Here is a 15167-nt window from a genome sequence, read left to right as displayed (position 1 = left end):
GTAATTACCTGGATATCAGAGCATCGAGGTCAGCATCCCCATCAATATCACCCCAGGAAACAGAGCCATACGACCCTATTTCCGGGAAAACTGAATTTATGGAAATAAAGACCCCGTTATCATTTCTATACAACCAGGTATTTGTACTTCCTGTACTTCTGCCGGTAGCCAGAATATCAGGATCACCATCGTTGTCGTAATCACCCCAGGCAACGGAGGAATTATCTATACCTGTTAGTCCTGCATTAATATTGATAAAACTCCCCAAGTCGTTACGATAGATAGCTGCTACATAAGGTCCGCTTCCCGTATTTCCGGTTACCAGAATATCGAGGTCTCCATCCTTGTCGTAATCAGCCCATGAGACTGAACTCCTGCCAACACCAACAATTCCGGCATTAATGACTTCAAATTGCTGTGAGTTGGCTGACATTGGAAACTGAAATATCACGAGGATAATAAAAGTTATTTGTCTGAGCATCGGGGTTTTATTATAAAGATTAACAATCATTTTATTCATTTTCTTCAGATTCATCAGCATCCAAAGTTCCTGAAGGCTGGACAACCCCTGAATTCCTTATTTCTGTATGCCTGATCTCTCCACCTGTGAGTCCTACCCAAGACATTAACCCGGTAACAATTAAGGCCAGAAACAGGGTTATAATTGAAAGTGTGTTCCCCGCCTTTTCTTTCTTTATAATACTGTAAAAACTCAATCCGGCGATCAGTGCCATGGGAATCATTCCCCATAATGATGAATAAGCAATGGATTCATGATGTTCAACCATGGCTTCGGTAACGCCGGGTAACCCTTCAACAGCTTCTCCGGCAGGATCGCCACTCAAAAGGGCAAAACTGACACTAATAGTAGCAGCAATTAGAGTTGCAAGTCCGGTAAGTTTAACAGTTGTGTTTTTTAGGATAATCCCGGCGAGAAGGATCAACATTCCAAAGATTGTCCCAACAATAGGAATATGATTTACCAGCAGATGAAAATGGGCACCGTTCATGGTATGAGAATTTTAAATTGCCAGATTTGACGCTTCCCAAAATTAACAAAAAACGATTATCCTCATCATCTACATTTTTTTTCTAAAAAAGAGAAAGGCGGTAATGGAATCCCATATACCGCCTTTCAATACATCTTTAACAACTATCTTCTTGTTCTGTCTCCATTACTTTTTCTGGAGGAGTTCTCATTTGATTTAGATTCAGATTTCTTTTCGGTCCTGTTTTTTGAAGGATTTGCTTCTGTTTTTTGTCCTGTGCGACTTCCAGATCCAACATTCTGCTTTTGTTCATTTTTCTGTTGTCCGACACCTTGTGAATTTCTACTTTCCTGTTTCCCATGTGAAGGCCTGACATTATTATTTGCAGATGAATTTTGGTTTTCTGTTCTCTTACCAGGATTCACATTATTTTCCTTCTTTCTTTCGTTCCGTGGAGTTTCTGTGCCTCTTACTGCACCTTGTTTTTCCTTGTTTCTTTCTGAAGGCTGAACACCTTGCTGGCCGCGTCTTTCGGTATTTTCCCTCCGGATCTCTTCCTGACGACCGGTATTCCGATCTTCACTTCTCCTGTTCAATCCTGGGTCGTTTGACCTTGGATTTTTCTGTTCAACCCTGGAATTACCACGAACATTTTCAGCATTTCTTGATTGAGATGGACGATAGTTGTCACCCCCTCTTTCGACCCTGGGTTGATAAATGGTAACCCTGTCGTTGCTAACCCTTACATCGTCGGACCTGTCACTGCGAACTACTTCCATTTGACGAACTTTGGTACGGGTATGTCTCTCAACATCATTGACCCTTGGTCCACGGAACCAGGATTGGTGGTCCCTGTCATTATCATTGATGTAAATGTTATTGATGTAGGTAATATTGGTAACATGTACATGACGATCATAGATATGGGAGCGCCAGTGATGTGACCTGAAGTGACGGTTAGGAATAAATGTCCACCAGATATCAGGAGCATTCCAGTCGAAGTTCATGCTTACATTGATTGAAGGTCCGAGTGGAGCCCAGCCCCAGTAGTTTCCATAGGATCCCCAGGTAACCCAGGCAGGTGCCCAATCATAGCCAGGTAACCACATCCAACCGAGATAGTCGTCGAATTGCCAGCGACCATAATGGAAAGGAGCCCAACCCCAGCTATAATCAGAAACCCAGGTCCAGCCATATTCGGTATAGACCCAATCGCCACCGGAGGAATAAGGCCTGAAAGAATCAGGACGGTCAAAAAAAGGACGCCAGACATAACCATAGTCTGGCATATAGATCCAGTCCCCATAAGGAGACAGTTCATCATAGAAGGATTGAAATGTGATGGATGAATGAGGACGTCTGTTTGAATGAGCATCGACACTAATGATGGTGACCATCGCAAAAACCAGGATTAAAAATATCTTTTTCATGGCCTTAAGTATTAACATTGATTTGCAACTAATTCGTAAAAGGGTATAGAGCTCTGTGGAGAAAATTATCAACCTGCGTGCCAGAATTTATATATTTCAAATAAATTTCTTTAGCTGGTTTATAACTATCTGATTTATTGCATTATTATTTTTCGTTTAAAGACAAGGAAAGACGAGAATAGTTGCAAATATGTTACATGCAAAAACGAGAATGCCGGCTGAAAAGTGAGAATATACTCACTGATCAGCCGGCAATAATTGTTAAAAATCTTAAAGGATTATTTGATTTTTGCGTTAAAAGCAGCAACTCCTTCGTCCAGGAATTTTACAAAAGCATCAATATCCAGGTCATATGCCCTTGGAGGTAACAATTGGTTGCCTTTTTCGTCAAGAATGACATAATAGGGTTGGGCATTCGCTTTGAATTTTTCGATTTGAATCTCGGTATTTTTCTTACCCAGAAGTTTTACTTCACGACCTTTTGAGTTTGTGTACCATTCTTCTTTCGGCATTTCAATCACTTTATCATCGACATAGAGTGCTACCAGAACAAAGTTTTCCCTGAGTCTTTTTAGTACCTGAGGATCACTCCAAACGCGGTTTTCCATTTCACGGCAGTTTGTACAACCATGTCCTGTAAAATCAATAAAGACAGGTTTCTTCAGGTCAGCAGAGGCTTTTAATGCTTGGTCATAATCAAAATAACCTTTTAATCCATGGGGGAATTTCAAATCTGTATTTGCATATTTAGGAGGTTCTGAGATATTTCCCTGCTGATTACTACCAGCACCTCCATGTTCTCTAACAATAGCAGTAATGTCGAAATCCTGAGTTTCGGCTGGCGGCAACCAACCTGAGATTCCTTTCAGAGGGGCACCCCAGAGCCCGGGGATCAGGTAAATTACAAAAGTGAAGGTGGCTATGATAAGAATGAGACGTGGGAAAGATTTAACGATAGGATATTCACTATCATGAGGGAATTTGATTTTACCAAGAAGGTAGAATCCCATCATAGTGAAAATCACGATCCAGAAACCCAGGTATACTTCCCTGTCGAGGAGGCCCCAATGGTAAGTCTGATCCGGAACATTCAGGAATTTGAGAGCGAAAGCAAGTTCAATAAAACCAAGGACTACTTTCACAGAGTTAAGCCATCCACCCGATTTTGGCATTTTATTAAGCCATTGAGGGAAAAAAGCAAAGAGTGTAAAAGGAATGGCGAAAGCGAGTGAAAAGCCCAACATTCCAATCACAGGTTTCAATACCTGTCCGCCCACAGCCTGAACAACCACTGTTCCCACGATCGGACCGGTGCAGGAGAAAGAGACCAGTACGAGGGTAAGAGCCATGAAGATAGTCCCGAGTATTCCGCCTTTTTCTTCGTTTTGAACGCTTTTATTTACCAACCAATTGGGGATAGTAATTTCGAAATACCCAAAGAAAGAGGCTGCAAAAACGATGAAAATGATAAAAAAGAGCACATTCGGAATCCAATGTGTACTCAGCCAGTTTCCAAAATCTGCTCCAAACAATACTGCAATGAGTACTCCAAAAATAACGTAGATTGCAATGATAGAAGCGCCATAAATGATTGCCTGGACTTTCCCTTTGGATCCGCTTTTCATAAAATAGGAAACCGTCATTGGGATCATGGGGAAAACACAGGGAGTAAGTATGGCTAGCAGTCCCCATCCGAATGCCTGAAGGAAGAACCACCACAGTGACATATCCTTACCATCAAAACCTGAGGATTGCTCAGGATTTACATTCGAAACAGCTGTTGTTGCGACTGAATCGGTCTGTGAAGCAGAGGCTGTATCGTTGGGCTCAGTTTGTGCAGTGAGTGTATCAGTTGGAGGAGCTGCAGTATCAAGAACCCTGGCACCCTCAAGGTTAAAAGAAAAAGGAACCTCTGTCGGAGGGATACATTGATGATCATCACAACACATGAATTCCAGAAACCCGGATATTTTAACCGGTTTATCTGAAGTAATTTTCACCTTTTGTTTGAAAATCACTTTGTTTGAAAAATACTTCACCTTCATTTCGAAGTTAGGATCATATTCTTCAATTGCTTTAGGTTCAATAACTTTCCCTAATAATTGAAATCCGGTTCCCTTATCGAAAGTAAAAATTGTAGGCCTTGGGCCACCCACCGGAGCATCTTGTGAATAAACATGCCAGTGGTTATCAATTGTGGCAATAAACTGTAATTCAGCTTCAGTATCACTTAAGCGATTCGCTTTAAATGACCATTTTACAGGTTCAAGTATTTGTGAGAAAACTGTTGAACTCATGAATATGATCAAAAGCATCAATATTAGCCTGTACCTCTTCAATAATGGATGAATTGCCCTCATTAGAATTTTTTTTAACAAGTATGAACGGAAAAGCAAGTAATTTATTGAACTGCAAATTTATAAATATAGTTTACACTGATTATCAAAGGTTTTGAATTACACAAATCTCAATTCAAGTTAAAAGTAATCATAAAAGGTTATAACTCATTGAAGTACTGTTAATTTCACTTGTCTGGCTTAAAATTAAGCACATCCTGAAGGATATAAAAATTGAAACTTTAACATTTTTTTGACAATTCAGTGGCGATTTTATCCACTTCATCGGAATTCTTAGCCTGAAAAAGTTGGTGACTGCAGAAATTTGCAGCATAAACAAATAAAAACCATAAAAATGAAAGCAAAAATTCTCCTATTTATATTTCTAATCATTGGTGCAAGGATGTTTGCGCAAACCCCTCCGGTTATCACACAAACAATCAGAGGTGTAGTTCTGGATAATGATTCTAAGGTAAGTTTACCAGGAGCCAATGTTCTAATTCTAAATTCAAGCCCAGCTATTGGAACAGCCACTGATTCAGATGGGAAATTTATGTTGAAGAATGTTCCACTGGGCCGGCAAAGTATCCAGGTCAGTTTTATAGGTTATGAGACTGTTGTGATCTCAAACCTGATCCTTAATTCAGCCCAGGAGATAGTACTTGAAGTTGGACTGACAGAGAGAGTCATGCAAAGCAAGGAAGTAGTTATAACAGCCAATGTAAGAAAGGATGAATCGAACAATAAGATGGCGACAGTAAGTGCAAGATCGTTTACAGTTGAAGAGACTGAAAAATTTGCCGGAAGCCGCGGTGATGTTGCCAGGATGGCAATGAATTATGCAGGTGTTTCTGCTGCCAATGATCAGCGCAATGATATCATTATTCGGGGCAACTCTCCCAGTGGATTACTATGGAAACTTGAAGACATTGACATCCCGAATCCAAACCATTTTGCTGAGGGAGGAACCACCGGCGGGCCCGTTGGGATGCTCAATAATAATTTATTACAGAATTCCGACTTTTTTACGGGTGCATTCCCAGCAGAATATGGAAATGCTATGAGTGGAGTATTTGATCTCAAACTCAGGAATGGGAACAACAGCAAGCATGAATTTCTGTTTCAGACCGGTTTCAATGGTTTTGAGGTGGGGGCTGAGGGACCAATCAGCAAGGAAAAACAATCATCATATCTTGTAAACTTCCGCTATTCTACCCTGCAGTTGATGGGCAATATCATTGATATGGGCACCGCAGGAATTCCAAAATACCAGGATGTATCCTTCAAATTGAATTTTCCTGTGAAAAAAGGAAGGATTACCGTATTTGGGATTGGCGGCAATAGTGAAATCGCAATGCTTGACAGCAAGAATAATGAGCAAGATCTTTACTCAGATGAGGGGCAAGATTTGTATAACCGGTCAAAAATGGCTGCATCAGGTATCTCCTATACTAGGTTCATCAATGACAAGATGTATTTTAAGATTTCATTATCAGGCTTGATTCAGGATGGTGGAACCCTCATCGACACCCTGGACCAGCTTAACATACCCCATAACTCGATTGATCATAACTTTATGGATTACCGGGGTTCGGTGAGTGCTTTCCTTAACACCAAGTATAGCTCAAGGTTATCGACTAAAGGCGGATTTACAATTGATCGCATGGGATTTGATCTTTATACCCGAAAATATTATGCTTCGGATGAGGATTACCGCACATTAATAGATTACAACAAAGGCTTGTCAGACGGCAACCAATTATACCGCATCTATTACCAGGCGACTTACAAAGCAGGAGAAAAACTGAGTTTCAACCCGGGGATACATGTTATTTACCTGGATTTCAATGAATCCTATGCTGTTGAGCCCAGGCTTGGAATAGGTTACCAGCTTTCAGCGGGTCATAAGTTTAGTGCAGGTTATGGGTTACATTCAAATATCCAGGCTTTATCGACTTATTTTTATGGATCAAGAATGGAAGATGGGAGTCTGAACGAGACGAATGTCAACCTGGAATTCACCAAGGCACACCAATGGGTTGTAGCTTATGATGCGAATCTATCATCAACAAAACGGTTAAAGGCTGAGTTATACTATCAATACTTGTATAATGTTCCGGTTGAACAAAGGACATCGGCCTACAGTATTTTGAATACAGGTGCAGGCTGGGGAGTTGGAGCACAGGATAGTATGGTAAATGAAGGATTTGGAAGGAACTATGGGCTTGAAGTTACATTTGAAAAGTTTTTCAGCAGGAATTATTATTACCTCGCGACCCTTTCCCTATTCCAATCGAAGTATAAGGGAAGTGATGGAATAGAAAGGAATACAGCCTTTAACAGTAATTATGTACTTAACTGTTTAGTTGGCAAAGAATTCACTATTGGTGAGCGTTCGGCACTTACGCTTGATTTTAAAATGTCGGTAGCCGGTGGACGCTATTATACTCCCATTGATCTGGCAGCTTCCCAGAGTGCCGGGGAAACAAAATACAAGGAAGATGAAGCCTTTAGCCTTAAGTATGATCCTTTCCTAAAAGCTGATATAAAAGTTGGATACAGGTTAAACGGTAAAAGAGTATCTCAGGAATGGCAGTTTTATGTAGAGAATTTTACGAATCACAAGAATATCCTTTTACAATCCTACAGTAAATCGAAGAATGAGATCAGCAGTACCTATCAGTTAGGAGTATTTCCAATGATGTTGTACAGGATAAGGTTTTAATTGTGCCGTTTCTATTTCGGGTGAAAACACTACATTTACTCTATTGACAGGAAAAAGTGTATTATGTTAAACAAATGTTTCCAAACGATTTTCTTTTTGCCTATTAAGAGCAAGCCAAAAGACTTCATCTTTGAAGGCCCTTCTCCCAAATCATTTCATTACAGGGAGGTTGTGATCCGGTTTTTGACCATTCTATTCCTCTCAGTTCTCTCACCGCTTGTTTTTTTCGGATATGATTTCAGATCAGATGAGTATTTGGGTTTGTTCATCATATCCTTGCTACGTACCATAGCCTTATGGCATGGGAGTATGCTCATCATAAACTACTGGACAACCAGGTATTCAATTTTTGAGCAGCCCATCAGGCTTTTGGCGGCACAGTTCTTAACCCTGGCCTTATTTGTATACCTGGTAGCTGAAGGAGAGATTATGTCGATGAAATGGTTTACCGGCATAGAATTACCCTTTGCTACGAAGATGGAACTCATCATCACCACTCAATTGATTACATTCCTGATCAGTTCCATTTATGCATCAGTGGGATTTTTTATGCAATGGAAACAGAATTTAATCAGAGCGCAATCATTAGAGAAAGCTACTATTGAAGCCCAATATGAGTCGCTGAAGAACCAGGTCAATCCGCATTTTCTTTTCAACAGCCTCAACACATTGCTCAGTATTGTTGAGGGAAATGCAAATGCTGAAAGATATATTGAGAATCTTTCTGAATTCATGCGGTATATATTAAAGAACAGGGAAAGGCAAGGTGTGAGTCTGAAAGAAGAACTGGAGGTAGCAGCACAATACTCCTTTCTTCAACAGAGCAGGTTTCCCAGGAGATTGATGATTTCTTTTGAAGTTTCTGAAGTTTACCATGAGAAGATGATACCTCCGCTCACCTTACAAATGTTAATTGAGAATGCTATAAAGCATAATGAAATCTCAAATGAAAACACCTTGAATATCAAGGTCTTTGTGGATGGATTAAATAACCTGGTTGTAGAGAATACCTTGAAGAGAAAAATTGATTCAGAACCCTCCACCGGAATCGGACTGAAGAATATCAGGGATCGATATTTAATTCTTTTAGGAAAGCAGATCATAATCCAGGAGGATCAAAACAAATTTTCGGTTTTATTGCCATTAAGTTAGCAGGTATGAAAGTATTGATCATTGAAGATGAAGAGCATGCAGCTCTGAGGTTATCAAAGATGTTAAAGGAATTGGAGCCTGGTATTGAGATAAACGGCCCATTGGATACCATCAAAAATTCGGTTTTGCATTTACAGGAGAAGATGGATTATGATCTAATTTTCCTGGATATTCAGCTTGCTGATGGCAGAAGCTTTTCCATATTTGAACAGATAAATATCAATAATCCGGTGATTTTCACCACTGCTTACGATGAGTTTGCTGTGAAGGCTTTTGAGTTAAACAGTGTGGATTATCTATTAAAACCCATTCATCAGGAAAGGCTAAAGACTGCACTGCTTAAATTTAAGAAGATGAAGGAAGTTTACGGCAATGGAGAGACTTCAGCCTTTCTTAATGAGTTGTTGATTTCTTTTAAATCGCAACAGGAAAAGCAATACCAGAGTCGATTCCTGGTTAGCAAGGCAGATTCACTAATCCCTGTCCAGGCAGAAGAGGTTGCCTATTTTTATGCAGAGGACAAGGTTGTATTCCTTGTTAAATCGGAAGGGTCGAAATACATTGTTAATTATACCCTTGATGATTTAGAGAATAGAGTAAATCCAAAACAATTCTTCAGGGTGAACCGGCAATACCTTGTTTCGGTACATGCGATCAAAAAGGTGCACCATTATTTCAATTACAAGCTTAAACTGGATCTTTCACCCATTTCAGATGAGGATGTTGTGGTGAGCAAATTAAGAACCAGTGACTTTAAAATGTGGATGAATGGGTGATGTTAAATGTAAAATGTAAAATGTAAAATGTAAAATGCAAAATGCAAAATTAAAATGAGTTGGAGGCTTCTCTTTGGGGCAACTGGCCTTAGCACGGCAAATGGAACGCGGATCCGCCGGCTGGTGGACGGATCATCACCGATCACGGCTATTGGCTAATTGGTTGAATATGATAAACTTCTTTCCTCAGGTAATCAGCTCCTTTAAAAATGCAAAATGCAAAGGTCAAAATAAAAAGAATTCAGGATAGTAACCTGTTTGTTTACAGCAATTTAACCTGAGTATAACACTAGATTTGAATCCCGAGAAAACAACCTTTGGGTTCCGGGGGGAGTTCGAGGGTAGCTACCAGGATTTTTTTGGTGGATTCGGTTATTCTGAACCTGTTATCCATTCGCATTCCTGTGACCCAGATGATATCCTCACCTGATGTAAGCAGCAGAATGCTTTCTTTTTCATCGATCGAGATTTTCCTATCGACAAAGAAGTCACTCATTTTCTTTTTCCCACTGCTTCCGAAAGGAAAAAAGAAATCCCCTTTTCTCCACCTTCTTAACATCAAAGGATAATGGAGTTTATCGTAATCGAGGCAGGCGATTTCCTGGCCTTCCGGTATCACGAAATCTTTAGCCCTTTCGATACTAAATGAAAGAGGGATAGGAAGTTGTGGTTGTTTTTGAAGAAGAGGGTCGAAGGCTACTATTGGTTCTGTTGATTTCTGATCCAGTTGGCTGAACGATTCAATGATCAGGTAATCTCTATCCCGAATCAGGCGATGTGTTGAGGAGAAGAATATTTTTCCGGAGATAGAACCGAGAGAGTTTACAATTTCTTCTACTACAGCAAATGAAAAATCGTAGGGTCTCAGTAATTCATACAACCATGTTTCCATTGGACTGAATTCTTCGAGCCAACTAATGAGAATCCTGACATCATTTTTATTTGTTTCAATAAGGTCTGCTTTCCCTTCATCAATTTTTTGGCGATAAATTGTCTCAGTTTCCCGAATAATCCTGATGGTATTGTTGAGAGATTTGCTGAAAGAAGGGTCTATGTCCTTGAGAAGTGGCATTATTTCGTGCCGAAGCCTGTTTCTGAGGTACTTTTTGCTTTTATTTGATGAATCTTCTCTCCAACTGAGTCCTTCGACGAATGCAAATTCAGCAATTTCTTCTCTTGTAGCAAAAAGGAGTGGCCTGATAATCCTTCCTTGTTTGGGCATAATGCCATGTAAACCACTAAGGCCAGTACCTCTAAGCAGGTTAATAAAGAATGTCTCAGCCTGATCGTCGAGATGATGTGCATTGGCTACATACTTATAACCATGTTGGTCCATTAGCTCCTCAAACCAGGCGTATCGTAATTCCCTGGCAGCCATCTGAATAGAAATTCCATTTTCCCTGGCATATGCTGCAGTTTCAAAATGCCTGATGTGAATTGGGACATCCATTGCGAGTGCCAGGTGTTCAACGAAGGCTTCATCTGCATCTGATTCTTCGGCCCGTAGAAGGAAATTGCAATGAGCGATCGCAAACTTAAATTTTGCCTGGCGCATCAACTCACACATTACAACAGAATCAACACCTCCACTTATAGCCAATAAGATCATATGATCCTGCCTGAAAAGCTGGTTTCGTTGAATGAACGTGCGAAATTTCTGCAACATAACACAAAGGTAAATAATTTATAGTCAAACCAAATACCTGTTAATATATTGTTATTTTATATATATGTCATATGTATGAATAATTTCATGATTGTTGGTAAATAAAAACCATTTGGAAGCAGTTTAGACAACATCATTCGACCACTCATCCGGGCAAAAACTATTTATACCGTTGCTGAATCATTTTGCGATCCGCCGGCTGGCGGAGGATACCTGAGCGCAACGGCATAACTCAATCTGCAAGAATCTTGCTTTGAACCAAAGGCTCCCCTTTGGGGCAAATTCATTGCGATTGAGTATATTGGAATTAGTATCTTTGCCATCCTTGTTTAAAAACCTGCATTCTCAAATGTCATCTACCTCAAAGCCATTTTATTTTATTTTGGTCACTTTTATTATTGTGCTTTCTATATCCTTTTTAGGCAAATCATTTACTGTTTTTGGGCTCCAGTTTAAGAACATCAATATCGTAAGTGACCTGGTTCAAGAGGTTGATGAAGACACAATAGCATTTGTCGAGCCGGTTGTTTTAGCGGATTCGATTCCTGCGGTTCCAGATTATCACAGCAGTGATGCTATTGTGGGTTATGAAGAAGGAGGCGTTCTTCAGGCATTTATCAAAGCTCTGCATGAATTAAGGGATGGAAAGCGGAAGAAGGTTAGAATAGCCTATTTTGGTGATTCGATGATAGAGGGAGACCTTGTAACCCAGGATGTTCGCCGCCAATTACAGGATTATTTTGGCGGGAATGGTGTTGGGTATGTTCCAATTACATCAATAGTTGCCGGTTTCAGGCAGACGATCATTCATAGTTTCAGTGAAAGCTGGAGAGACAGAAATTTTCTGAATACGGCTGCTTCTAAAGCAGGTGATTTATTTCTGTCCGGGCATAGTTTTATTCCATCTGAAAGCTCAGCGGTTTCCTTTTCAGGAGTTAACCGGTCACATCTAAATACATTCAGTGAGTGTTATCTGCTTTATGGAAAAACTGACAGCACATCCACTTTCAATGTGAATGATTCAATGATCATTTTCAACAGAGAAGGGGTTTTCAATAAGCAACTTGTAGCGACTGATCAAAAGAGTTTAAAAGCCAGGTTTAATGGAGGAGAGAACCAGCTTTTTGGTTTTTCATTTGAAAGTCAGAGAGGAATTTTTGTAGACAATTTTTCTTTCAGAGGAATCAGTGGCATTGAATTACAGCGAATTTCAGAGGAGATGCTTAGCAGCATCAATGATTCCCATCCTTATGACCTTATTATTTTGCAATACGGCCCAAACCTGCTATTCAAGCCCGATCTCATTGATTTCTCCTGGTATGAGAAGCCCCTTGCGAGGGCAATTCATTCGCTCAAGAAGTGTTTCCCGCATGCAAGTATCCTGGTAGTTGGTTCGGCTGACAAAGCAAGCAGGTATGATGGAGAATACAGGACTCAGAAAGGAGTACTCCCATTAATTGATATTCAGCACAAGGTTGCATTAGCAACACAAACCAATTTCTGGAGTTTATACAATGCGATGGGAGGCAGAAATTCGATGATCCGTTGGGTAAAATCCAATCCCCCATTAGCAAATGTTGATTATACACATCTAACGCATAAAGGTGCCACTATGGTGGCCAAAACACTATTTGACAAACTCATACAAGTTTATGACCCGGAAGCTGCTTCGCGCTCTCAAATTCAGCCTATTGTCAGGTATGTTGCTGCTTCGCGTGGTATCTGAAGCCCAGGTACCGGATTCGACACAACTACCATTGAACTTTGATTACAACTACATAGAAAATGATACTGCACTTAACCACCTGAAACAATATTTCCATTCCATTCAAGATAGTGTGTCGAGGCCATTACGAGTCCTTCATATTGGGGACTCCCATGTGAAGTCGGGATTCTATGCAGAAACTGTTGCGATACTACTTGACTCAATTATCCGAAATTATACGGCAAAGGTAATTGTGCATGATTCTGACTCAACTGTTGTAAAGCTCCAGGTTATGGCCAGAAACGGAGCCACTGCTAAAATTATTTTGAACTCTGTTTATTCTGATACTATAGTTCAGCAATTCAGTCCTGACCTGGTAATCATTTCACTGGGCACAAATGAGGCTTATAACCGATTGTCACTTGACACCTTATCTTTTTACCAGGAGGCACTCATTCAGCAAGTGTTCCGAGATGCTCCCACCTGTGACATCGTACTTACGACCCCAGGAGATGGGCTAAAAAGATATTATACAAGAGTACGGGTTTCGAAGAAGAAGAAAAGATATAAGCGGGTGGTTAATTACCAAACCAATGAATACCTTGTGGATGTGATAGACTATTACAACCAGATACCTGAAAAGATGGATGTTGCAGTATGGAATTTCTTCCCTGTGATGGGAGGTGAAGATTCTATCAGGGACTGGAATAAGGCTGGTTATGCACAAGGTGACATGATACATTTGACCAGGGAAGGATACCGGTTGCAGGCAAGGTTACTTGTTATGGCATTAAAGGATGTACTTGACGGACAAAACAGCATTAAGGAATGAAGGAAATAATTGACGGTATTCTAAAGCAACTCCTTTACGATCCGGAGAATCCGCTCCTGTTTAATTCAGGCTTTTTTGTCTATTTCCTGTTCTTTTTCATTCTGCTATATTATGCAGTGAGGCGGCATCACAGGATGCGGACAGCCGTTTTCACCCTGTTTTCACTTTACTTCTTTTATAAGGCATGCGGATGGTTTGTTTCCCTCATCCTTTTATCGGCTGTGGTTGATTTTGCTATTTCCAACCTCATCTACATTCAGAAAACAAAAAAAAGAAAAACGGCGCTCCTGGTCCTGAGTTTGGTTTTAAACCTCGGGTTACTCTTTTATTTCAAGTACACCAATTTCTTCATTTCCATTGTGAATGATTTGAATTTCAGTGAAATAAGTCCTTTAAACCTGATTTTACCCATTGGAATTTCCTTTTATACTTTTGAAAATCTGAGTTACACCATTGATGTTTACCGAGGCCATTTCAAACCGGTAAAAAGTTTCCTGGATTACCTGTTTTTCCTTTCATTTTTCCCTAAACTCGTCATGGGACCGATTGTAAGGGCGGCAGATTTTATTCCCCAGATCAGGAAAGAATATAATGTGAGTCCGCATGATTTCTCATTAGGCTTTTTTCTCATTGTAACCGGGTTATTTAAAAAGCTGGTGATCTCGGATTATATCAATGTGAATTATGTAGGTTACATTTTTGATGACCCATCGAAGCATACAGGACTTGAGTGTCTTTTAGGAGTATATGGATATGCCATGGTTATTTACTGTGATTTCTCAGGATATTCAGATGTTGCAATAGGCCTGGCCCGTTGGATGGGTTTTAATGTAAACATCAATTTCAATTCACCCTATCAGAGTGCCAGTATCACAGAATTCTGGAGGCGCTGGCATATATCCCTTTCCAGTTGGTTAAGAGATTATTTATATGTCTCCCTGGGAGGGAACAGGAAAGGGAAAGTGAGGCAATACATTAATTTAGCCATAACCATGTTATTAGGGGGATTATGGCATGGAGCCAGCTGGAACTTTATTATCTGGGGAGGTATGCATGGAACAGCTTTAGCCCTTGACAAAGGAAGGATTGCCTTATTTCGAAAGGTGAAAGAAACATGGTATCTGAGAGTATTAGGAGTATTATTTACCTTCCACCTGGTTGGATTTACCTGGATCTTTTTCAGGGCATCATCGCTGCATGACTCAGTAGTAATACTTCAGCAGATATGGTATAATTTTGATGCCGGAGCCATCCAGGTATTGTATGCCGGGTATGATACCGTATTCCTGATGATGATTCTTGGTTTTGCACTACACTTTATTCCACAGCGGATAAGTGATGGAATAGTTATGAGGATGGAAAAATTCAATTTTGCGACCTTTATCCTGATTTTCCTGGCATTTATGTTCATTTTTTACCAGATAAAATGTTCGGACCAGGTGATGCCGATTTACCTGCAATTTTAGTTTTTGAGATTACTCCGGAAAAAAATACTATCCAGACATCTGGGATATCCACCTAGAAGTAGGCACAGTATAGTTATAATTGTGAGCAAT

General features: G+C 40.2%; 11 protein-coding genes. 6 read left to right on the top strand and 5 right to left on the bottom strand.

Annotation, left to right across the window (positions count from 1 at the left end):
* Positions 1-4: 4 nt before the first annotated feature.
* The 4 genes from IPH84_08975 to IPH84_08960 all read right to left on the bottom strand — a co-directional run bounded on the left by IPH84_08975 (position 5) and on the right by IPH84_08960 (position 4779).
* Positions 5-535, bottom strand: a complete 531-nt coding sequence (locus tag IPH84_08975) for a VCBS repeat-containing protein (protein ID MBK7173354.1) — start codon at positions 533-535, stop codon at positions 5-7.
* The gene (locus tag IPH84_08970; GenBank protein MBK7173353.1) at positions 513-1010 is read right to left on the bottom strand and encodes a hypothetical protein; all 498 of its coding nucleotides are present in this window, start codon (positions 1008-1010) and stop codon (positions 513-515) included. The genes IPH84_08975 and IPH84_08970 overlap by 23 nt, the downstream gene beginning before the upstream one ends.
* Positions 1011-1153: 143 nt before the next feature.
* Complete coding sequence (locus IPH84_08965; protein ID MBK7173352.1) at positions 1154-2419, bottom strand: hypothetical protein; 1266 nt, start codon at positions 2417-2419, stop codon at positions 1154-1156.
* Positions 2420-2697: 278 nt separating this feature from the next.
* A complete protein-coding gene (locus IPH84_08960; protein ID MBK7173351.1) occupies positions 2698-4779 on the bottom strand; it encodes a thioredoxin family protein in 2082 nt (693 codons plus the stop codon).
* 331 nt (positions 4780-5110) lie between these two features.
* Between IPH84_08960 and IPH84_08955 the strand changes: the two genes are divergently transcribed.
* The 3 genes from IPH84_08955 to IPH84_08945 all read left to right on the top strand — a co-directional run bounded on the left by IPH84_08955 (position 5111) and on the right by IPH84_08945 (position 9408).
* Positions 5111-7480: a TonB-dependent receptor gene (locus IPH84_08955; GenBank protein MBK7173350.1), complete on the top strand. Its 2370-nt coding sequence runs from the start codon at positions 5111-5113 to the stop codon at positions 7478-7480.
* Positions 7481-7576: 96 nt separating this feature from the next.
* Positions 7577-8632, top strand: coding sequence for a histidine kinase (locus IPH84_08950; GenBank protein MBK7173349.1), 1056 nt, complete (start codon positions 7577-7579; stop codon positions 8630-8632).
* A gap of 5 nt (positions 8633-8637) precedes the next feature.
* Positions 8638-9408: a response regulator transcription factor gene (locus IPH84_08945; protein MBK7173348.1), complete on the top strand. Its 771-nt coding sequence runs from the start codon at positions 8638-8640 to the stop codon at positions 9406-9408.
* A gap of 289 nt (positions 9409-9697) precedes the next feature.
* Here IPH84_08945 and tilS read toward each other — a convergent pair whose 3' ends face one another.
* Positions 9698-11074 carry a tRNA lysidine(34) synthetase TilS gene (gene tilS, locus IPH84_08940; protein MBK7173347.1) on the bottom strand — a complete coding sequence of 459 codons (1377 nt, stop codon included), beginning with the start codon at positions 11072-11074 and terminating at the stop codon, positions 9698-9700.
* Between the two features lie 349 nt (positions 11075-11423).
* Between tilS and IPH84_08935 the strand changes: the two genes are divergently transcribed.
* Genes IPH84_08935 through IPH84_08925 form a run of 3 tightly spaced genes read left to right on the top strand, consistent with a single transcriptional unit; the run spans position 11424 to position 15077 of the window.
* Positions 11424-12800: a hypothetical protein gene (locus tag IPH84_08935; protein ID MBK7173346.1), complete on the top strand. Its 1377-nt coding sequence runs from the start codon at positions 11424-11426 to the stop codon at positions 12798-12800.
* Entirely contained in the window at positions 12775-13611 is an 837-nt protein-coding gene (locus IPH84_08930) for a hypothetical protein (protein ID MBK7173345.1), read from the top strand. Before IPH84_08935 ends, IPH84_08930 begins: the two co-directional genes overlap by 26 nt.
* Complete coding sequence (locus tag IPH84_08925; protein ID MBK7173344.1) at positions 13608-15077, top strand: MBOAT family protein; 1470 nt, start codon at positions 13608-13610, stop codon at positions 15075-15077. The genes IPH84_08930 and IPH84_08925 overlap by 4 nt, the downstream gene beginning before the upstream one ends.
* The last annotated feature ends 90 nt before the right edge of the window (positions 15078-15167 follow it).

Source organism: Bacteroidales bacterium (genome assembly GCA_016707785.1).
GTDB lineage: Bacteria > Bacteroidota > Bacteroidia > Bacteroidales > UBA4417 > UBA4417.
Note: the sequence above shows the minus strand (reverse complement) of the source record. Positions and strands in the feature narration are given on the sequence as shown.

Coding starts and splice junctions, on each gene's coding strand:
- tilS (MBK7173347.1), bottom strand. CDS start 11,074: ATGTTGCAGAAATTTCGCACGTTCATTCAACGAAACCAGCTTTTCAGG.
- IPH84_08945 (MBK7173348.1), top strand. CDS start 8,638: ATGAAAGTATTGATCATTGAAGATGAAGAGCATGCAGCTCTGAGGTTA.
- IPH84_08960 (MBK7173351.1), bottom strand. CDS start 4,779: ATGAGGGCAATTCATCCATTATTGAAGAGGTACAGGCTAATATTGATG.
- IPH84_08955 (MBK7173350.1), top strand. CDS start 5,111: ATGAAAGCAAAAATTCTCCTATTTATATTTCTAATCATTGGTGCAAGG.
- IPH84_08970 (MBK7173353.1), bottom strand. CDS start 1,010: ATGAACGGTGCCCATTTTCATCTGCTGGTAAATCATATTCCTATTGTT.
- IPH84_08935 (MBK7173346.1), top strand. CDS start 11,424: ATGTCATCTACCTCAAAGCCATTTTATTTTATTTTGGTCACTTTTATT.
- IPH84_08965 (MBK7173352.1), bottom strand. CDS start 2,419: ATGAAAAAGATATTTTTAATCCTGGTTTTTGCGATGGTCACCATCATT.
- IPH84_08925 (MBK7173344.1), top strand. CDS start 13,608: ATGAAGGAAATAATTGACGGTATTCTAAAGCAACTCCTTTACGATCCG.
- IPH84_08930 (MBK7173345.1), top strand. CDS start 12,775: ATGTTGCTGCTTCGCGTGGTATCTGAAGCCCAGGTACCGGATTCGACA.
- IPH84_08975 (MBK7173354.1), bottom strand. CDS start 535: ATGAATCTGAAGAAAATGAATAAAATGATTGTTAATCTTTATAATAAA.